We start from the raw sequence: 20,936 nt of genomic DNA on the forward strand, positions 1-20,936 counted from the left end.
ATGCCAATACACGACAAGACTCCACGACCGCAGGAATTTGCTGCGGTCGACCTTGGTTCAAACAGTTTCCATATGGTCATTGCCCGCGTGGTTGATGGCGCAATGCAAATTATTGGGCGGCTGAAACAACGCGTACATTTGGCGGATGGCCTCGGCGAAGATAACAAGCTGAGCGAGGAGGCCATGGAGCGCGGGCTAAGCTGTTTATCACTGTTCGCCGAACGTTTGCAGGGGTTTCCTCCATCAAGCGTATGTATCGTGGGAACCCATACTTTGCGTCAGGCACTGAATGCGACTGATTTTCTCAAGCGAGCGGAAAAAGTCATCCCCTACCCAATTGAGATTATTTCCGGCAACGAAGAAGCCCGATTGATCTTTATGGGCGTTGAACATACGCAGCCGGAAAAAGGTCGCAAGCTGGTTATCGATATCGGCGGCGGCTCAACAGAACTGGTGATCGGAGAAGATTTCGAGCCTAAACTGGTCGAAAGCCGCCGTATGGGCTGCGTCAGCTTTGCCCAGATGTACTTCCCGCGCGGTGTAATTAACCGTGAAAATTTCCAGCGTGCCCGCATGGCGGCTGCGCAAAAGCTCGAAACCTTAACCTGGCAGTTTCGCATTCAGGGCTGGAACGTTGCGCTGGGCGCATCGGGCACCATTAAAGCAGCCCATGAAGTGCTGCTGGAGATGGGTGAAAAAGACGGTTTTATCACCCCCGAACGTCTGGACAAGCTGACATCTGAAGTGTTGAAGCACGCGTCATTTGATGCGCTCAGCTTGCCGGGGTTGTCAGAAGAAAGAAAAGCAGTGTTTGTACCCGGACTCGCGATTCTGTGCGGCGTTTTTGACGCGTTAGCTATTCGCGAACTTCGCCTTTCTGATGGTGCGTTACGTGAAGGCGTGCTGTACGAGATGGAAGGCCGATTTCGCCACCAGGACGTTCGCAGCCGTACCGCCAGCAGCCTGGCGAATCAGTACAACATTGATAGCGAACAGGCCCGGCGCGTGCTGGAAACGACGATGCAAATGTACGACCAGTGGCATACGCAGCAGCCAAAGCTGGCCAATCCCCAACTGGAAGCGTTACTGCGTTGGGCAGCAATGCTGCATGAGGTTGGGCTGAACATTAACCACAGCGGTTTGCATCGCCACTCTGCGTATATCTTACAGAACAGCGATCTGCCTGGTTTCAATCAGGAACAACAGCTGATGATGGCAACATTAGTTCGTTATCATCGCAAAGCGATTAAGCTCGACGACTTGCCCCGCTTTACGCTGTTTAAGAAGAAACAGTTTCTGCCGTTAATTCAGCTGCTGCGCCTGGGCGTGCTGTTGAATAATCAGCGTCAGGCGACCACCACACCGCCGACTTTGACCCTGATAACCGACGACAGCCACTGGACCTTACGCTTCCCGCATGACTGGTTTAGCCAAAATGCGCTGGTGCTGCTCGATCTGGAGAAAGAGCAGCAATACTGGGAAGCCGTAACAGGCTGGCGACTCAAAATTGAAGAAGAGAGCTCACCCGATATCGCCGCATAAGATCTCAGCAGGTGTCAGTTCATCTGGCACCTGCTTTTCCAGCGTTTCATTCAACGGCAGTGGCTCACCAATCAGATACCCCTGCATGTAATCAATCCCCAGTGAAATCACCGCACTGCGTATTTCTTCGCTTTCGACGTACTCCGCAACCACCAGCATTCTTTTCATCCGCGCCAGATGGCAAATAGAGGCCACGATTTGGTAGTCGAGGCTGTTCGAAACAATATTGCGAATAAAGCTACCGTCAATTTTCAGGATATCGGCATTCACATTTTTCAGCCGCGCATAGCTGGCATATCCAGTACCAAAATCATCAATTGCAATCTGACAGCCCAGTGATTGCAGCTGCAGCAACGTTGCCTGTGCCTGTTCCGCATTGGTTAAGGCATTGCTTTCCGTCACTTCAAAGATAAGTTGCCATGCTTCAACCTTGTACTTATTCAGTAACTGATTGATGTCATTAGGAAGGCGCGCGCGACATACTGAGGTGGGTGATAAGTTGATAGCAAACCGGTGGGCGGGCATTTTTTCCCGATTCTGCGCCATAAATTTCAACGTATTTTCAATCACCCACAGATCGATACGGGATGACAAACCAAACTCATGGGCTACCGGCAAGAAGTTATCAGGGGCAATAGTTTCACCGTCATCCCCCTCAAGCCGCAGGAGGATTTCGTGATAAACGTCGCCACGCACGCCAAAAATCGGCTGCGCCTTCAGGAAAAAACGATTGTTCTCCAGCGCCTGCTGAATACGGTTCATCATCGCAACTTTATCTTTCAGGTCGCGTTGCAGGTGCATCACACCACGCCGCTGCAAATTCTCTGGTGAATTGGTTGCCAACGATAATTCGGCAATGGTACTTAACTCTCCCAGCAACAAATAGATATGGTTAACAGGAGAACGGACATAGCAAAAGCTGATCCCAACCTGCGGTTGCAAAGGCATTCCGTCCCAGACAAAACGAAACTGCTTGATATGCCTGTCCAGTGCTTCAATGCGTTCCTGGTGTAGCTCAGTGTTAAAACGCAGGATTAAATCATTACCTGACAATTGATAGACATGCTCATCCTGTTCAAGCAACGGTGTTATCCACTGAGCCAGTTTTTGCTTGTACTGGATACGCAGCATAATGCCGTAATTTTTCACCAGCAGCTCCATGCCCGGAACACCCAAAAAGCAAAGCACTGACCATGGCGCGTTTTTCAAATCCCGGTTCAAAGCGCGCAAATTCGGAATATGCACCATAGGGTCAAAGAAGGCCAGGCGATGGTTGCGCCGGGTAACAAAACGTTGACGCGTTGCCAGGACAGCAATGAAATTCACGATGAAGGAAAAAACCAGATAACTTGATGAGGTAATGGCAAGCTGCGTATCGTAACCCGAATACCATGGCATATAGCGCTGATAATAATGAATTGCGGTAATAAGTACGACCGCCCATATCACCGAAATAAATCTATAACCGTAACGCATTGCCCCCCACAGCATGACGGGAAGTAACAGTGACAAGGTATAATTCGTGCTGAATATTGAGCTTTGTTCATTGAGCGGCATACACAACATTGCCATTAGCACAGTCAATATAATCAACCAGACCGCAAACTCTGTTTTAGTCACTTTGGTATCAAACTGCTGCTTTAACTGAGAAAAATAGCCTCTCAGATGCAAGGGGTTGCGAATTGTTCGAATGATGAAATAACACAGCGGCACACCTACAAGATTCCCCGCGAGTATGGACTGATAGTTGATTAATGTGCCTGTATTGAAGGGCATAACGCCCACCATGCCGGATTTGCTTTCATAAACACCCACAAATGCGGCAAACTGAAAGAGTATCAGAAACAGCGTAGCCGGGCAGAAGACTTGCCAGAACATACGCTGAAACAACAGATGAGAGTCGCCGTGGGAAACGTTGTTTCGTCGGGGAGAAAATACTTTATATCCTCCCCAGCTAAGCACGACTGTAACTATAAAGTGCGAAATTATTGAAAGTGTTTCAAATAACCCGACCTGCGGATATTTGTACCAGATAATGGAAATGATAATACCTGGCAATGCCGCCCAACCAAAAAAAAGCATCAGGCTAATCATCAGCGCTAACGGCAGGTAGAAAAGAATTACGGTCCCCGTACTAATATGGGCATAGGTGGTGGCAGTGCTCAATATAGGCAACAACAAAGAAGGTAAGATGAGAGGTAATGCCCACCATCTATCTCTAATATCAATATAATTTTTATTGAGTTTCATAGATGCTCAGTAGAATCCCGCACATCCTGTAGGGGGTATTCAGACAGGCATCCCACCTGACTTTAAAACGATAAAGTAAAATACATCACAATGATTCATCGATTTTAGTTGTCAGCAACGTGTGATGCTTGATACATATCAAAAAAAATGCCCCTCATTCATCAATTATTACTCTTTTCATTATTTTTTATCGTTAATACATTATTCATGCAAATAATAATATTAATTTCCATAACATAAGAAGATAAAACAACCGAAGCAATTTTACATAAGGAAGAATTGACCATTTCCTCTCAGTGTGCCTTAATGTGAGTATCGCCCTCAGTTGGGTACACTACAAGGAACCTTTTGTGAGCCAGGTTACCAGCCTACGCAAACGACACCGATTTAACAGTCGCATGATCCGGATCGTACTGCTTATCAGCTTTCTCTTCTTCTTCGGACGCTTCGTCTACTCCGCCATTGGTGCGTGGCATCACCACCAGGACAAAAAAGAATCTCAGCAGACCACTCAGCCGCAACAGACATCTTCTGCACAAACCGACGTACATTGATCGCTCGCGCCTGTGATACCCCCAGCATTAAGATTCCTTACCGGATGGCTAATCGCCTGATATTTAACCATCCGGTAAGGGATTTGAGTGACGAAACTTTACACACATCTCTCCTCTCTCGCTTAATTATCAGATAATCGGCCATATTTTTCGCACAAATGCACAATCTTTTCATCCCACTTCACCGCACCATTCGCGCTGATTTTTACGTTCCGGTTTAACGGACATAAAAAGACAAACAGTGCTCAAATAAACGCTAATTAATATCACCAGCAAATATCACTGACGCAAGCATTTATATTTCGCATGAAAATTAAATAGTTATTTGAATTGTTATCATTTTTAAATACTACAGGGTAATACCATGAGTGGTTTTTTATTATTCCCGAAAATAAGAAGCGGCCTTGAGTGGATCGCCGGGCACAGCGATGCTGTCATTCAATTCGGCTGGAATATCGTTGCCGCCGTGATCTTATTGTTTATCGGTAAATTTATCGCTCGTCTGCTCTCTCGTGGGCTGGAAAAGTTACTGCTTAAACGTAAAGTCGACAGAACGATCATTCAGTTTTTCACCGCGCTGGTACGTTACATCACCCTCGCCTTTTCCGTCGTCGCCGCATTAGGTCGCATCGGTATTGAAACATCCTCCATTATTGCCGTCATCGGTGCCGCCGGACTAGCCATTGGCCTCGCGTTACAAAGCTCACTTTCCAACTTTGCCGCTGGCGTGCTGTTGGTTTCCCTGCGACCTTTTCGCGCCGGAGAAGTAGTGCAGATTGGTGCAGTCACCGGAACAGTAGAAAAGGTGCACATCTTCTCCACCACCCTGCTAACCGCGGACAGCAAAGAAGTGGTGATTCCAAACGGTAAGATCATCGCTGACAACATCATTAACTATTCCCGTCACCCTTTTCGTCGTATCGATCTGGTGATTGGTGTGGGTTATCAGAGTCGGATTGCAGAGGTTAAGCAAGTTATTAATCACATTATCGAGCAGGACAGCCGCATCGATAAGCAACGTGGGGTAACCGTTCGTCTGGGCGAACTGGGCGCTTCAGCGTTGAATTTTTACGTGCGCGTATGGGTGCCCAATATCGAATACTGGAATACCTATTACGATCTGCTGGAAAACATTAAAGAGGCGCTGGACGCCAACCACATCGACCTACCCTATCCACAGATGGATGTGCGTATTCAGCATGTCGCACCTCAGCAACAGTCTCAGCTGCAACTGGTCGATTAGCGTACTTTCCTGCAGAACATGCGCCTGAAGTATTTGCTGAAATGCGTGCAATAAAAAACCCTCTGTAAACAGAGGGTTTTCTGCATATTACCGGTTCAAAAACCGCTAACGGAAAGGGATATTATTCCCACTCAATGGTAGCTGGCGGCTTACCGCTGATGTCATACACCACGCGGGAAATACCGTTCACTTCGTTGATAATGCGGTTAGAGACGCGGCCTAAGAAGTCATACGGCAGGTGTGCCCAGTGCGCGGTCATAAAGTCGATGGTTTCTACCGCACGCAGGGAAACAACCCAGTCGTACTTGCGGCCATCGCCCATCACACCAACGGAACGAACCGGCAGGAACACTGTGAACGCCTGGCTTACCTTATTATACAGGTCAGCTTTGTGCAGCTCTTCAATGAAGATAGCATCCGCGCGACGCAGCAGGTCGCAGTACTCTTTCTTCACTTCGCCAAGCACACGTACGCCCAGACCCGGTCCCGGGAACGGGTGACGGTACAGCATGTCGTACGGCAGGCCCAGCTCCAGACCAATCTTACGCACTTCGTCTTTGAACAGCTCACGCAGCGGCTCAACCAGACCCATCTTCATCTCTTTCGGCAAACCGCCCACGTTGTGGTGAGATTTGATAACGTGCGCTTTACCGGTGGCAGATGCCGCGGATTCGATCACGTCCGGGTAGATGGTGCCCTGAGCCAGCCACTTAACGTCTTCCAGCTTCAGCGCTTCTTCATCAAATACTTCCACGAATACGCGGCCAATGATTTTACGTTTAGCTTCTGGGTCGTTCTCGCCTTTCAGCGCGTCCAGGAAACGCTGCTCGCCTTCCACGTGAACGATGTTCAGGCCAAAGTGGTCGCCGAACATATCCATCACCTGCTGAGCTTCGTTGAGACGCAGCAGACCGTTGTCGACGAACACGCAGGTCAGGTTTTTGCCGATAGCACGGTGCAGCAGCATCGCGGTCACGGAGGAGTCAACGCCGCCGGACAGACCGAGGATAACTTTATCATTGCCAACCTGCTCACGAATGCGGGCAACGGCGTCATCGATAATTTTTGCCGGCGTCCACAGCGCTTCACACTGGCAGATGTCGCGCACAAAACGCTCCAGCATGCGCATACCCTGACGGGTGTGGGTAACTTCCGGGTGGAACTGCACGCCGTAGAAGCGTTTTTCTTCGTGCGCCATGATAGCGAACGGGCAGCTGTCGGTGCTGGCAACGGTCACGAAACCTTCCGGAATGGCGGTCACTTTGTCGCCGTGGCTCATCCACACGTCCAGCAGCGGTTTGCCGTCTGCGGTCAGGGAGTCTTCAATACCGCGGACAAGCGCGCTATCGGTCTGAACTTCAACCTGCGCATAGCCGAATTCACGTTCGTTAGAACCTTCAACATGGCCACCGAGTTGCATTGCCATGGTCTGCATGCCGTAGCACACGCCGAACACCGGCACGCCCGCGTTGAAAACGTATTCCGGCGCACGCGGGCTGTTTTCTTCGGTGGTACTTTCCGGACCACCGGAAAGAATGATACCGCTTGGGTTGAATTCGCGAATTTGTGCTTCCGTAACATCCCATGCCCACAGTTCACAGTAGACGCCCAGTTCACGTACGCGACGTGCAACCAGCTGAGTGTACTGCGAGCCGAAATCGAGGATGAGAATGCGATGTTTATGAATATTGTCTGTCATTGACGCTAATTCCGAGGCAAGTGAAACAAATTCGCCCGGCATATAGCCGGGCGCGGAAACTTATCAGGAGCCCATGCGGTAGTTAGGGGACTCTTTGGTTATGGTCACATCGTGAACGTGACTTTCCTGAATACCCGCACCGCTGATGCGTACAAACTCTGCTTTCGTTCGCAGCGCGTCGATAGTACCACAGCCGGTCAGACCCATACAGGAGCGCAGGCCGCCCATCTGCTGGTGAATGATCTCTTTCAGGCGACCTTTATAGGCAACGCGACCTTCGATACCTTCCGGGACCAGTTTGTCAGCAGCGTTATCGCTCTGGAAGTAACGGTCAGAAGACCCTTTGGACATCGCGCCCAGAGAACCCATACCGCGGTAAGATTTGTAAGAACGGCCCTGGTACAGTTCGATTTCGCCCGGGGATTCTTCAGTACCCGCCAGCATGGAGCCAACCATCACTGCGGCAGCACCAGCAGCAATCGCTTTAGCGATGTCGCCGGAGAAACGAATACCGCCGTCGGCGATAACCGGAATACCGGTGCCTTCCAGTGCTTCAACCGCATCAGAAACGGCAGTGATCTGCGGAACACCGACGCCGGTCACGATACGGGTAGTACAGATGGAGCCAGGGCCGATACCCACTTTAACTGCGCTGCAGCCAGCTTCAGCAAGCGCGCGAGCACCTGCGCCTGTAGCAACGTTACCGCCGATGATCTGCAGGTCAGGATATTTAGCGCGAGTTTCACGAATACGCTGCAGAACGCCTTCAGAGTGGCCGTGAGAGGAGTCAATCAGCAGAACGTCTACGCCAGCGGCAACCAGCGCGTCTACACGCTCTTCGTTACCTGCGCCAGCACCTACTGCTGCACCAACGCGCAGACGACCATGCTCGTCTTTACAGGCGTTAGGTTTACGTTCTGCTTTCTGGAAATCTTTTACGGTGATCATGCCGAGCAGGTGGAAGCTGTCATCAACAACCAGCGCTTTCTCAACGCGTTTTTCGTGCATTTTGGCAAAAACGACATCGCGCGCTTCGCCTTCACGAACGGTCACCAGACGCTCTTTTGGCGTCATATATACGCTAACCGGCTGGTTCAGGTCAGTCACAAAACGCACGTCACGGCCGGTGATGATGCCGACCAGTTCGTTATCTTCAGTCACCACCGGGTAGCCTGCAAAGCCGTTACGCTCGGTCAGTTCTTTCACTTCGCGCAGAGTAGTGGTTGGCAGTACGGTCTGTGGGTCAGTTACCACGCCAGATTCGTGTTTCTTCACGCGGCGAACTTCTTCAGCCTGGCGCTCGATGGACATGTTTTTGTGGATAAAACCGATGCCGCCTTCCTGGGCCAGGGCAATTGCCAGGCGCGCTTCCGTCACGGTGTCCATTGCTGCGGAGAGCATAGGAATGTTCAGGCGAATGGTTTTCGTCAACTGGGTGCTGAGGTCAGCAGTATTCGGCAGAACGGTAGAATGAGCGGGAACGAGGAGGACGTCGTCAAACGTCAGGGCTTCTTTTGCGATACGTAGCATGGGCAATATCTCACCTGGGAGGTTATTAAATATTGCCGCGGCATTATACAGAGCGTAACCGATTGCATCCACACTTTTTTGCAAAAAAACCTTGCGCTCCTCTGTGAGCATGTTACTTTCGACTGAATAACCTGCTGATTTAGAATTTGATCCCGCTCACATGTTATCCTCTCAGACCTCCTCAATTTTTACCGTAAGCCGCCTGAATCAGACGGTTCGTCTGCTGCTTGAGCAGGAGATGGGACAAGTGTGGATCAGCGGCGAAATATCGAATTTCACCCAGCCCTCTTCCGGCCACTGGTACTTCACCTTAAAAGACGATAACGCCCAGGTGCGCTGCGCGATGTTCCGCAACAGCAACCGCCGGGTGACGTTCCGTCCGCAGCACGGTCAGCAGGTACTGGTACGCGCCAACATCACGTTGTACGAACCGCGTGGCGACTACCAGATAATTGTTGAGAGCATGCAGCCAGCTGGCGAAGGCTTGTTGCAGCAAAAATATGAGCAACTCAAGGCCAAACTGCAGGCTGAAGGGCTATTCGATCAGCAGTTCAAAAAATCACTACCCTCACCGGCTCACTGCGTTGGGGTCATTACCTCGAAAACCGGGGCTGCGCTGCACGACATTCTCCACGTGCTGAAGCGCCGCGATCCGTCGCTGCCAGTGGTTATCTACCCTACCGCAGTACAGGGCGACGACGCGCTGGGGCAGATCGTTCGCGCCATTGAGCTGGCGAACGCGCGGGGCGAGTGCGATGTGCTTATCGTCGGGCGCGGCGGTGGTTCTCTGGAAGATTTGTGGAGTTTTAACGATGAACGCGTAGCACGGGCAATCTTTGCCAGCCACATCCCGGTGGTAAGCGCCGTCGGCCACGAAACAGATGTCACTATTGCCGATTTTATTGCAGATTTACGGGCGCCTACGCCATCAGCAGCGGCGGAGATTGTCAGCCGCAATCAACTGGAACTGCTGCGTCAAATCCAGCATGGCCAGCAGCGTCTGGAGATGGCGATGGACTACTATATCGCCAACCGTACTCGTCGCTTTACTCAGCTTCATCACCGTTTGCAACAGCAACATCCGCAACTGCGTCTGGCCCGTCAGCAGACCGTGCTGGAGCGGCTGCGTCAGCGGATGAATTTCGCTCTTGAGAATAAGATTAAGCAGGCCAATCAGCGCCAACAGCGTATTCTGCAACGGTTGAATCAGCAAAACCCGCAGCCACGTATTCATCGTGCGCAAACGCGTATTCAGCAGCTGGAGTACCGTTTGGCTGAGACGATTCGCGCACGCCTGAGCGAACAACGCGAGCGGTTTGGCAACGCGGTTACCCATCTTGAGGCAGTCAGTCCGCTGGCGACGCTGGCGCGCGGCTACAACGTGTCCACCACTACAGGCGGTAGCGTACTGAAAAAGATCAAGCAGGTGAAAACCGGCGATCTGCTCACCACACGTTTAAACGACGGTTGGGTCGAGAGCGAAGTAAAAACCATCACCCCGGTAAAAAAGCCCCGCAAATCGAATAAAGCGTAACGGCGGTTTATCTCCTGCTTCGAGCCCGTCGGGTGCCGGCTGCACTCCACCCAACCTACAGTAATCAGTGGTAGGCTGGGTGGAGCGAAGCGGAACCCGACGTTACACATCCCGCTCCGACATTATATATCCAGGAAGCAAGCTCGCAGAAACAACACTGTGCTATTTCAGGTGCCACCACATCAGCGTATACCTCACCGCATGATTCTATTCGGGAGAGCATCGCCATGCCCAATTACCGCCGTCACCGTGTTCCGGGAGGGACCTGGTTTTTCACGGTCAATTTATTGAATCGACAAAGTTATCTGTTAATCGAACGCATCAATCTGCTACGCAACGTGGTCAAACAGATACATCAGCGGCAGCGTTTTTATATTGATGCCTGGGTGGTATTGCCGGAGCATATGCATTGTATCTGGACCTTGCCGGAGGGCGATGGCGATTATTCCTCACGATGGAAGATGATTAAAACGGCGTTTAGCCAGCAAATTCCCCATCAGGAGTGGCGCTCTCCTGCCCGGCAGCGGCAAGGCGAGCGCGGTATCTGGCAGCGTCGCTTTTGGGAACACACGATTCGTGATGACGAAGATTATGCCAGGCATCGGGATTATGTTTATATCAACCCGCTAAAACATGGCCTGGTCGGTCGTGTGGTTGATTGGCCTTATTCGTCGTTTCACCGGGATGTCAGACAAGGTTTATATCCGCCCGATTGGGGCGGGGATGTATTCGATATGGAGGCCGGCGAGCGAAGCCGCACATTGAACAAGGCGTAGGTTGGGTGGAGCGAAGCGGAGCGGAGCCCGACATTACACATCCCGCTCCACGTTCGTCGGGTTTCGGCTGCGCCTCACCCAACCTACAGCCATTGATGGTAGGTTGGGTGGAGCGAAGCGGAACCCGACATTACACATCCCGCTCCGCGTTCGTCGGGTTTCGGCTGCGCCTCACCCAACCTACCACAACCTACGGTAGTCAAAATCAGGGTACCCGACAGGCAGCAAAACCATAGTTACTGCCATTGCGAGTACAGTTTGGTGTGCCGGTCGTTTCATTAAATGAACACCGGCTACTTTTCTCACCCGTTTGCGACACATAGTCGTAAGAATAATAACTGCTCGTCGGTACCGACGTCGGCCAGTGTAGCTCCCCAATTTTCCCCTGCAGCGCTTTCAGATCATCCATAGTGGCAGCGTTTTCATAAGTACCGCAAATGTACGCTAATGACGTTTGCGGGTGAGAAGTCGCATTATCAAAATAGGTTGGTCCCCAGTTTTCATTATTGAGCTTCCATTCCGCTGGCGGTATAGCGTCCATTTCCGCCCGCAGCAACGGACGGCGCAGCGTGATACCGTTCACCGCAACGGTATCCGGCATATGGCCCCAATATGCGGCATAAGGGGAGTCCGGACTGGTTGGCACGGTAAAGATCGCATCAAGGCCTGAGGTTGCCGTTGGCTGATCGGCTGAACTGGCGGTAATCGCCGTTTTCAGCCCCAATGAATCTTTCTGCTCAAGAGTAAACTGCAGCGTGCCATCATCACCGGTAACGCCGTACCATTTGGCTTTTTTATCATTAAATTCCGCAGCAGCTCCCGCAGGCGATACCGACGTCACGCTCATATACGCCTCGGCAGTGGTAATTTCATGTGGGGAGGATATCGTCTTTGGGACAGGCTGCTTTGTGGGGTCCGTGCGGCTGAAAGACGATGCACGCGCCAACTGCACAACGGCTTTCTTCTGCGGCTTCCCGGCGGCGTCGGTGACTTTCACCGTCATCGGCAGCGCCTCGCCTTTCTTCGCCACGGCGGCGGATTTATCGCCATTCCACGCGGTTGAGGAGAAGGTAATCGACAGTTTGCGCGGCGCGGTCAGGCAAAGCTGCTGGAAATAGTTGCCATTGCCTACATCCGGCACCACTTTGCCAGTGTTCAGGTCGATACTTTGCCAGCCAAGCTTTATGCCATCTGAGCTTTGTACCAGCACTCTATCACTCGCCCACCATTTCACGGCCGTTGACAGCCCAAGATCGGCGGTGACTGTGCCACCTGGATGGTCGCCATACAGCGACAGGTAATCGTCCATCGTCGCCATCTGTTCCACCGGGCAGGCGCCGCTTCCCTGGGTATCAAAGAAGTTTATCTTGTACCACTCTTCATTCCCGGTCTTATGTCCATATATATTACCCGTTTTCACCGGCAGCTCGCTCAGAAGCAGCGGGCGCTTAAACTTCGCGCCGTTAGAGGCGGTGAAGGTTTCAGGCATATGGCCGTACATATAGGCCAGCGTGCTGTTCGGGCTGGTGATGACGGTGAATACCACCGGCAGCGATGACATGACCGTCGGCGCGTCGGACAGGCTGGCAGTCAGGATGTTTTTAACCCCCGGAGCGGCAGGTTCGGTGAGTTCCAAAGCCAGTGTACCGTCTGCACCGGTCATCCCGTACAGCTTGGTCGTCGCATTGAGTACCGGGTACGCAGAACCGGACGATGTAAACGTCATCGCAATATCGCCGACTTTATACGGGCCGTTGTCGTTGCGCGGCGCGCCGGCATCACGTTCCAATACAAAAGAGGTATAGGGCCTCGGGCTGCCCGCTGCATCGGTGGTCGTGACCAGCAGCGGGATCGACTCGCCGCTTTTCACCGTTACCGCCTGGAAATCCGTATTCGTCGGCAGGGTTGAGGTGAGCGTGATTCCCATGGACAGGTCCATCGGCGTCGCGCTACAAATCTGGTACTGCATGCTACTGACAGAATTGTTGGCGACTGCCGAAGCGTTGCCATCTTCCAGGTCGACCGCCATCCAGTTGTAGGGTTTGGTCGTGCCAATGTCACTCGCGCGCGTTCCGCTCCAGTAGGAGCGGTTAATCGGCCAGCCCTGCCCGGTTTTTATCGTCCGGTTGTCATACGCTTCCTGCAACGAACGCAGCGCCTCAACGGACGGATAATAGCCCACGCCGCAGTTGGCCGGGTTGCTTTTCCCGCTGTCCGGCCCGTAAAAACCGGCCCAGTTTTCATTGTCTTCCGTATACGAGATGGCATTGGTCGTGCTGGTCAGTTCGTCATAAAGCAGCGGGCGCTGATACTCCGCGCCATCCTTCGCCGTGAGCGATGGCAGCATATGTCCCCACATGTGGGCCTGAGCGACATCCGGGCTGGTGACGACGGTAAAAATAGTGTCGATGCTGGCGCTTGCCGTGGCGTCGTCATACAGCGAGGCGGTGATCGCCGTCAGGGTGCCGTGGGTATCCGGCCGCGTGACGTTGATGATTCGGCTGCCGTCAGCCCCGGTCTGCGACCCCATTTTAGCGGAAACCCAAGCCAGCGACGTGCCGTCGATCACCACGGGGGAGACGATAGCGTCGCCGCCCTCACTGGCGGTGTATTTGTGGCCCTGACGATCATAGCCGTCACCACGCGTCAGCACAAACGGCGCTTCCGGTATCGGCTGGCCGTTGATGTCTCTCACCGTCACTTTGAGCTGAATGGTCTCGCCCTTTTTCGCTTTCACCGCGTGGATATCGCCGTTGTCATACTTTTGCGAGTCATCCACCGGTTCAATGGTGATAGACATCCCCACGGGGTTATCGCTGGTCAGGCAACTGACGTAGTCAGTGACGCTGGCGTTGCCCGAGAACTCGCTGCCTTTGGAAAGCGACTTATTCTTCCATGTGATGGCGCTCTGGAATGTGGAACTCCAGTAATTAAAGTTCACCGGCCAGCCCTGAGTATCTTTGATACCCTGCTCATGGCCCTGGCCTTCGGCCTTATACAGCGCCTCAAGCTGATCGATACGCGGCAGGCGGTTCACCGCACAGCCGCCCTTATCAGGATTACCGGCGGCATCGCTATGGGTAACGCGCGCCCAGCTTTCGTTGGATTCCTCAATGAAACGCGTGGCGGCGGGAGCCTCAGACTGCAGCTTTGGCCGTTCAAAGGTCATGCCATCAACGGTGAGGGTATCCTGCATATGGCCCCACATGTTAGCGCCTACGACGTCCGGGCTGGTGGCGACGGTAAACTTCACGCTGCGGTTCATCGCCGTCGGGATGATTGCGTCCACCGGCAAAACGGTCAATTGCGTTAACACGCCTACGCCGCGCGGCTGCGTGATGATGATATCCGCCTTGCCCTGAGCGTCGGTCACGCCCTGATAAACGTTACTTGCGTTATTGTAGGCCACACCGTCAAACATCAGTTCGCCGTTGCTCTTGTCGATAAATCCGGTCGCGGTTCCGTTGCGCCGCTTACCGGGCGCCAGCGTGACGGTAAAGCGGGTATTCGCCACCGGTTGATTGTTGCGGCTGTTGCTCGAACGGACGTTCATTTTAATCTGTTCGCCCACTTTAGCGACCGGGGTGAGCAGGCTGAGATCGTCGTTGAAGTAGACATCCAGTACCGCCACCATCTCATTGGCCGAGCAGGTCAGATAGGCTGAATCGCCAGAGCCAGAGTCGCCGTTCGCCAGATTGACGGTGTCTACCTGTGACGAGCCGGTGGGATCCGCCGTGATATAGGCCCACTCCCCCGTCGGCCAGCCGTGTTCGGTGAGCATGGTGTTGCTGGCGTGCGTGCTGTACAGGTGTTCAAGCGATCCGGTATCCGGCACCTGCCCCGTACCGCACTGGCTGGTGGCGTTGGCGACCGAGCTGAACGTCGCCCACTCTTCGTTGTTTTCGCTTTGCGATCCGTGAGCTGCGCTGGCCTCCGCCGCCAGCACCGGGCGTCGGTACAGGTTGCCCGCATCCACCACGCCCCGCATATGGCCCCACATATTGGCCACGTCAACGTCCGGGCTGGTGATAACGGTGAAGATCACGCTCAGGGATTTCTCGACGCTGCCTTCGTCATCGTTAGCCATCACCATACGAATGGGCGTTTCCACCCCCAGACCTGAGTCATGCTTGAACGTCAGGTGTACCTGACCATTGGCGTCAGTGGTGACAGTATAATGTTCCGTCGACGAGGCCATTATGCCCTCGCCGTCAACGGTGACGCGCTGATTATCCCACTCGTCTTTGTGTACGCCCTGACGGTTTTTCGCCGGGTCGATAAACAGTTCCATTTTGCGGTAAGGCAGCGGCTGTTGGGTGTCTCTATCCACCACGGTTGCGATGACGTCAATAGATTCGCCCACTTCCTTTTTATAAGGCCCTTCCGGGGTGAGGGTAATCTGCGGATGGGCGGCGGGCGGCGCTTTGTCCACGCAACTCACCAGATAGGTATTGTTGTCGTTTTCCGCCTGCGGCACGCCGGTTTCCATATTGAGGGCGTAGTGACCGTTAAGCTGATATTCTGAGGACGACCAGTATTCCGCCTGAAACGATGAACTGTTATCCAACGGCCAGCCGGGGTAACGCGCCTCGGTGGTGTTGTCGTTTCTCAACGCAATCAGTTGGTCGATATTCGGCAAAATAGCGCAGTGGTTATCCGCGCCGCTCCAGTTAAACTCCGACCAGGTTTCTCTGTTGATGATAATGGTCTTGTTCGGGCTGGTTTCCGCCGCCAACTTCGGGCGGGTGAAGGTATACGAGACGCCGTTCAGCACGCCGGTGGCGGTTTCTTTCATATGGCCGTACATAAAGGCATATGTGCTGTCGGGGCTGGTCAGCGTAGTGAAAATCACGTCGGTGCTGGCCGTCAGCGCCGGGAAATTAACCGAGGAGATGATAAGATGCGTTTTCACGCCGGGCCCTTTAGGCTGCGTCACCACCACCGTGGCCTGGCCCGCTGCATCCGTCGTTCCCTGATATTTCGTTGCGGTGGTGGTCAGTTCCGTCTGGTCAATGCGTACCGGGTTGATATTGCCAAAATCATCGCCAGCCATGCTAACCGCGCCCTTGCGGTTGGTGGCCCTGTCGCGCTGGATTATAAATGGCGCGTTCGGCATCACTTCGCCGTTACAGCCGGTGGTAGTGATAGTCAGGGTGATGCTTTCCCCCACTTCCACTTTGGAGGCCTTGAGCACGTCGTCAACGTGATCGCCCGTCACCTCAATCGGCGCATCAGCACCCGGTTTAATCTTCAGCGTCACCTGCGGGCCGATCGTCTGGACGTCCGAGAAATTGGGCAAGCCGGTGAGGGTATACAGTTGCACTGTCGGGATAATACTGTCGTCATCCACCTGCGGCCAGGTTACCAAAGTACGCCCGGCCAGATTCTGGGCGCAGAAGGTCTGGTTAGGCGACGGCTGCGGATCGAGGAGCACCTGCGCTTTATCCGGATCACTGGCGTCAGCCCACAGCAGCGACACGGCGGGTGCTTCGTTATTTGGCCAGCTAATGGTCGGCGGGTCGCTGAAGAGATCGCCTTCGACATCAAGCGCCATGATCGTACGCATGACGCTGGGGTTCGTGTTCACGCTAAAGCTGCGCGGCATGTCGCTGAACTCAACCTCGTAGGTCGTGCGGGGATCGAGTTTATCACCATCATGATAAACAGGAAGAATGGCGCCGAGGGCGGAGGGGGGGGTGCCGTTGATGGCGCCCGTTGATGAACCCGCTTCTTGCCAGGCACCGCCTTTCAGCTGCGCTTGCGCAGGCCCAGCCAACGCTAGCAATAACACCAGTAAGAAGCGAAAAATCGTGTTCATACGTCCATCCCTGTCAAAATTTTTCATCCACACGCTGTGGGTTGGGTGAAACGAAGCGAAACCCAGCATCCGCTACCCACCACATATTTTGCGAAGCGGCGAGGCTTGGCAAAATACGCGGAAAAACCACTCCCCGCAGGGAGTGGTTGCTTGAGGCCAACTTATTTGCGTTTGTAGTCGATGGACAAGCCAAAGCCCTGAACGCCATCGGTGCCGACGGTAACGCCGCCAGAGGCACCTTCGAACGCCGTTTTCGCTTCGGCGTTGGTGATCGGGATGACCAGGTCTTTATCGTTCCAGCTTTCGTTGACGATCCCGCCCGTGCCGGTACCGGCTTTCTGACTGGTACCCACGAACCGCCAGCGGTAGTTGTAATCAGCGGTAACTTCTTCACCCGTATCGTATTTACCTTCCGTACCGCCCGCTTTATCTTTCCACAACAGCACTTTATATGTGGTGTTAGTTTTAAGATTCGTTGTCGCACCCAGCAGGTTGGTAGTTGAACCAGACTCGTAAATTACTGCGTGAACGTTTTCATCTACGACCGGACCTTCAGGAATATCATCGTCGTCAGCACCACCACCCTCATTGGTTGAGAGGTCTTTCAACAAAAGTTCTGTGGCAACGAAGGGGTCGCCCGTAGTGGTGGTTGGCGTAATTTTGATACCGATATAGCGATCCGCATCGCCATCCTGAATTTCATAGGTATCGCTGCCTTTGGTGCCAATTTCTTTGGCATCGCCGCCATTCTGGTCGCTGTAGCTCATCCACTGCACCGTGGCTTTGGTAGCCGTATTGTCAGTGTCAAGGTCGCCTTCAGTATCGCCAATCGCCCAGTTCACCGTCAGCTTATCGCCAACGTGCAGCTGCTTTTCACCGTCAGTGGATGCGGATCGAGAACCACGATCGATAGTCACCGTGACATGATCTTTATCGGTATCCGCAGTTTTATCCGCCGCACGGTTGATCCACGGCACGGAGCCCTGAATAGTGCCGGTCGATTCGCTAACACTTTGCCAACCGGCAGAGCCTTTCAGATTGCCTTCCGGGGCGGCAATCGCCGCTGGTACCGAACAGTACCCAGCGATGGCCAGTGCCAAAGCGACTTTAGTTAGCCGCCGTTTGAATGTTGCCTGCATTAAGACTCTCCTTTTCTTCAAAATTCAGCGACTGGCTGGTCAGCCACCACGCTGACGCTATTTCTTGCTATACACCACGCGTAACCCATAACCCTGTACACCATCTTCCTCATGAGCGGAAAACTTCTGCGCCGCTTCGCGGTTGGTCGCAGGCAATACTAAATCCTGATTGGCAGTATTTGTCTGCGCCCCAGTATGACCATTGGTGCTTTGCCCACTGAATTCCCATTGATAGTCGTACTGCGCCATCTCTTCTTCAGTGAGTTGTTCGGACATCTGAAACACGCCATCCTGGTTTTTATCTCGCCACAGCAGAAAGCGATAGGTATTATTGACTGCGGGATGTTGCTCCTCTTTCCCGATCAAATTGATTGGTTTTTTTGATTTCACCTGATAAATAAGTGGGTTCAATGTGCCCGCATCCTCTCCGAGGAAGCTGACATCTACATAGTTACTGTCGCCATAGGCATCTTCTTTCGCTTTCCAGCGGAAAGTGCCAGGCTGCGTACTGGAGAGCGTGACAGTCCCTGCTTCTTTGTCACGGCTGGCAATAAATACACATGGCGTTTCCGTAGTGCAAGGCGTTTGGGATAACATCACTTTCTTATCATTGCTGTCGTACAACTCAGGCGTCATGGCCTCGTCGACCAGCTCGTTGCCATTGCGATCGGTGGTGTCACCAAAAGAGTCGGTAATTAAGAGATCCATCACAACACCATCTTTACCATCGGCCTGAGCACTGGCTTCATGGCTGTGATCGGTGCGATCAGCATCGGCAATATTGTCAACGATAAGTTCGATTTTACGATTCTGCTGGACGGTGATTTCCACAATGCCAGAGTTTTGTTTATTTCCCTTTTCATCTTCCAGCGTCATACGCACTTTCCAGGTGTTCAGCGAAATACGTTGTGCTTCTGTCTCGGCGTTTACCCAAGCTGGAAGCACCAAATTCCAGCGATTGTTGTTACCTTCAGTCAACGTATTCGCTTTCACTACCGGCATTACTAGCGTACGTTCGGCATTATTCTTTGCCTGCCAGGAAGCGGAGACTATTTTGTAATGATGGTTAATCAGCGCATTCACTGTCCACTTACACTTTTCAAGACCGATACCGGCTTCTGGCGTATCCTGAATGACGCATTCAGGGTGCTCATTGGTTGCATCAGCCTTCAGCCACAGCGTGACGTCCAGCGGATCTTTTTCGCGGTATTCCAGAATGATGAAGTTGTTACGATCGACAAAATCGGTGCGGCTCCCCATCAGTGAATGCTGAATTTTGACGTTTTCGGGATCAAGCTGAGCCGCCAGCGGCGTGCCGAACTGGTAAGTGACAGTGGCATTAACGTTGAAATCGTTGCTATCTCCCGTTCCGGCTTTGTAATCCGTCCCCACCGTAACCAGCGGAACAGGCGTATAGTTCAGGCCAACGGTGACGGCGTGCGGATTTTTTTGTAAATTGTCGGTGCCGAACAGCGCCACTTCGTCGCCGTAATATTGCTCGTATATCAGCTTGCCGCCAATTTGTGGGTAGAACGGTAACCAGCTTTCCGCCCGTATGTCCCAACCTCGGGCTGGACGCTCTTCATAAAAGTCAAAATCCTCTGAATCTTTCCAGTCGGACAGCGGATGGTAATAGTTGCCGGAGAATTTAACAAAATCCGTCCATGCCTCGCTGCCCAGCCCCAGACGGCGATGGCCGCGAGTGAAGTCATAGTCGTAAAAGACGTTGCCGCCCAGTAGCCAGTCGCCCACGTTCTGGCGCATACCAAAACCCAGGTTACCAATAGTGCGTTCTTCTTTACGCTGGGCCGAAACCTGGCTAAAGAACAGCGTACTTTCGTTGTCATACCAAGGAACAAAATAATCCAGCGAACTGCCTTCAAGATCGCCGCCTTCGCCGACCGACAAGCTGGTGCGGACCTTACCATAGGGTGACATCGCCCCCTCAAGAAATGACTGTGCTGATGAAGTGATTTGGTTTTGCAGGTAGCTACGCGCCTGAGATTCCAGCGCTTCCGGCGTCAGATTTTCAAACCCTTGCGTCGCGGAGTTTGTTATATAATCCGCGCTTTTTTCTTTAATGGATTGTCCTTTACTTTCTTTTTCTTCTTTTTCAACCGCATCGCTGGCCAGATCGGGTAACGAGGAAACACGAGTATTTTGAGAATCACTCGCATATTCAGGAATGACAGGTACACTGATATCGGTCTCGGCAGCTACGGCGCCAGACATTAACAATAGAACGAATAAGCGTACTCTTGGCACCATAGATTATCCCTGTGTTTGCTATAGCTTCCATATACAGGAACATTATATCCATGGATTGAATATTACTTACGGTTAATATCCTAAATATATTCCTAAAAATAAGAAATATAGTAAAAACACCTTGGGATTTATTTGTATAATAAATAAGAAAAACCGAATTAATATTTTATCTATATAGCTAATCCTGTTTTATTCAGAAAGTTAATATAATTAGTATCTGATAGCAAAAACAACACGTTTTTTAGAAATAAGTCCGTGCCCATTCTGGCAGAAATAATCCACCGCACCACAGGCTTTGAGTACTTGCAGTGGCTGATTACACTCCGGACAACGCGTATCCAGTTGAAAATCTTTATCACAACTCTCACAGTGCGCCATACCGTTTTGTGGTTCCATTTCGGTGAGACAATCCGGGCAGATAATAGTCATAATTACTCCAGTATAAAGATCCAGTGTCACGCTGAGTTTAACACGCTACATTTACTAACGCCTGCGGAACAGCACCTGCTGGTTTAACTGGCTCTCAACATTTTCAACATAGATTTTTCGATCATGGTACGAACTATGGCAACGACCTGTTCCA

The 20,936-nt window shown here is 52.4% G+C and carries 12 protein-coding genes; 5 read left to right on the forward strand and 7 right to left on the reverse strand.

Annotation, left to right across the window (positions count from 1 at the left end; all coding sequences use genetic code 11):
• Complete coding sequence (ppx, locus tag OGX86_RS12505) at positions 1 to 1,542, forward strand: exopolyphosphatase (protein WP_032944195.1); 1,542 nt, start codon at positions 1 to 3, stop codon at positions 1,540 to 1,542.
• Here the strand turns inward: ppx and OGX86_RS12510 are convergent.
• Positions 1,522 to 3,792 (reverse strand): bifunctional diguanylate cyclase/phosphodiesterase, encoded by a 2,271-nt coding sequence (locus OGX86_RS12510; protein WP_286640129.1) that lies wholly within the window; start codon positions 3,790 to 3,792, stop codon positions 1,522 to 1,524. The two genes, ppx and OGX86_RS12510, sit on opposite strands and share 21 nt — an antisense overlap.
• Before the next feature lie 350 nt (positions 3,793 to 4,142).
• Between OGX86_RS12510 and OGX86_RS12515 the strand changes: the two genes are divergently transcribed.
• Together OGX86_RS12515 and mscS are read left to right on the forward strand one after the other, a co-directional pair.
• Positions 4,143 to 4,346, forward strand: a complete 204-nt coding sequence (locus OGX86_RS12515) for a YfgG family protein (protein ID WP_103015178.1) — start codon at positions 4,143 to 4,145, stop codon at positions 4,344 to 4,346.
• Positions 4,347 to 4,710: 364 nt separating this feature from the next.
• Positions 4,711 to 5,589 (forward strand): small-conductance mechanosensitive channel MscS, encoded by an 879-nt coding sequence (mscS, locus tag OGX86_RS12520; protein WP_032944199.1) that lies wholly within the window; start codon positions 4,711 to 4,713, stop codon positions 5,587 to 5,589.
• Between the two features lie 121 nt (positions 5,590 to 5,710).
• Here the strand turns inward: mscS and guaA are convergent, their stop codons facing one another.
• Together guaA and guaB are read right to left on the reverse strand one after the other, a co-directional pair.
• A complete protein-coding gene (guaA, locus tag OGX86_RS12525) occupies positions 5,711 to 7,288 on the reverse strand; it encodes a glutamine-hydrolyzing GMP synthase (RefSeq protein WP_003037760.1) in 1,578 nt (525 codons plus the stop codon).
• Positions 7,289 to 7,351: 63 nt separating this feature from the next.
• Positions 7,352 to 8,818 (reverse strand): IMP dehydrogenase, encoded by a 1,467-nt coding sequence (gene guaB / locus OGX86_RS12530; protein WP_003037756.1) that lies wholly within the window; start codon positions 8,816 to 8,818, stop codon positions 7,352 to 7,354.
• Positions 8,819 to 8,978: 160 nt separating this feature from the next.
• On the opposite strand from guaB, the gene xseA reads away from it, so the two are divergent.
• Positions 8,979 to 10,352 carry an exodeoxyribonuclease VII large subunit gene (gene xseA / locus OGX86_RS12535; RefSeq protein WP_286640131.1) on the forward strand — a complete coding sequence of 458 codons (1,374 nt, stop codon included), beginning with the start codon at positions 8,979 to 8,981 and terminating at the stop codon, positions 10,350 to 10,352.
• Between the two features lie 227 nt (positions 10,353 to 10,579).
• Complete coding sequence (locus OGX86_RS12540) at positions 10,580 to 11,128, forward strand: REP-associated tyrosine transposase (RefSeq protein ID WP_286640133.1); 549 nt, start codon at positions 10,580 to 10,582, stop codon at positions 11,126 to 11,128.
• A gap of 205 nt (positions 11,129 to 11,333) precedes the next feature.
• Here the strand turns inward: OGX86_RS12540 and OGX86_RS12545 are convergent, their stop codons facing one another.
• The 4 genes from OGX86_RS12545 to OGX86_RS12560 form a co-directional block, all read right to left on the reverse strand.
• Positions 11,334 to 16,946 (reverse strand): adhesion domain-containing protein, encoded by a 5,613-nt coding sequence (locus tag OGX86_RS12545; protein WP_286640135.1) that lies wholly within the window; start codon positions 16,944 to 16,946, stop codon positions 11,334 to 11,336.
• Between the two features lie 161 nt (positions 16,947 to 17,107).
• Positions 17,108 to 18,085, reverse strand: coding sequence for a SinI family autotransporter-associated protein (locus OGX86_RS12550; protein WP_128316391.1), 978 nt, complete (start codon positions 18,083 to 18,085; stop codon positions 17,108 to 17,110).
• A gap of 57 nt (positions 18,086 to 18,142) precedes the next feature.
• Complete coding sequence (gene sinH, locus OGX86_RS12555; RefSeq protein ID WP_284105832.1) at positions 18,143 to 20,353, reverse strand: intimin-like inverse autotransporter SinH; 2,211 nt, start codon at positions 20,351 to 20,353, stop codon at positions 18,143 to 18,145.
• Between the two features lie 210 nt (positions 20,354 to 20,563).
• A complete protein-coding gene (locus tag OGX86_RS12560; protein ID WP_048225010.1) occupies positions 20,564 to 20,782 on the reverse strand; it encodes a zinc ribbon domain-containing protein in 219 nt (72 codons plus the stop codon).
• Positions 20,783 to 20,936: the final 154 nt, after the last annotated feature.

Source organism: Citrobacter sp. Cpo040, assembly GCF_030332915.1.
GTDB classification, from domain to species: domain Bacteria; phylum Pseudomonadota; class Gammaproteobacteria; order Enterobacterales; family Enterobacteriaceae; genus Citrobacter; species Citrobacter portucalensis.

Bases quoted from the DNA above. Each gene is read 5' to 3' on its own strand.
- ppx (WP_032944195.1), top strand. From the start codon at position 1: ATGCCAATACACGACAAGACTCCACGACCGCAGGAATTTGCTGCGGTC.
- OGX86_RS12510 (WP_286640129.1), bottom strand. From the start codon at position 3,792: ATGAAACTCAATAAAAATTATATTGATATTAGAGATAGATGGTGGGCA.
- mscS (WP_032944199.1), top strand. From the start codon at position 4,711: ATGAGTGGTTTTTTATTATTCCCGAAAATAAGAAGCGGCCTTGAGTGG.
- guaA (WP_003037760.1), bottom strand. From the start codon at position 7,288: ATGACAGACAATATTCATAAACATCGCATTCTCATCCTCGATTTCGGC.
- guaB (WP_003037756.1), bottom strand. From the start codon at position 8,818: ATGCTACGTATCGCAAAAGAAGCCCTGACGTTTGACGACGTCCTCCTC.
- xseA (WP_286640131.1), top strand. From the start codon at position 8,979: ATGTTATCCTCTCAGACCTCCTCAATTTTTACCGTAAGCCGCCTGAAT.
- OGX86_RS12540 (WP_286640133.1), top strand. From the start codon at position 10,580: ATGCCCAATTACCGCCGTCACCGTGTTCCGGGAGGGACCTGGTTTTTC.
- OGX86_RS12545 (WP_286640135.1), bottom strand. From the start codon at position 16,946: ATGAACACGATTTTTCGCTTCTTACTGGTGTTATTGCTAGCGTTGGCT.
- OGX86_RS12550 (WP_128316391.1), bottom strand. From the start codon at position 18,085: ATGCAGGCAACATTCAAACGGCGGCTAACTAAAGTCGCTTTGGCACTG.
- sinH (WP_284105832.1), bottom strand. From the start codon at position 20,353: ATGGTGCCAAGAGTACGCTTATTCGTTCTATTGTTAATGTCTGGCGCC.
- OGX86_RS12560 (WP_048225010.1), bottom strand. From the start codon at position 20,782: ATGACTATTATCTGCCCGGATTGTCTCACCGAAATGGAACCACAAAAC.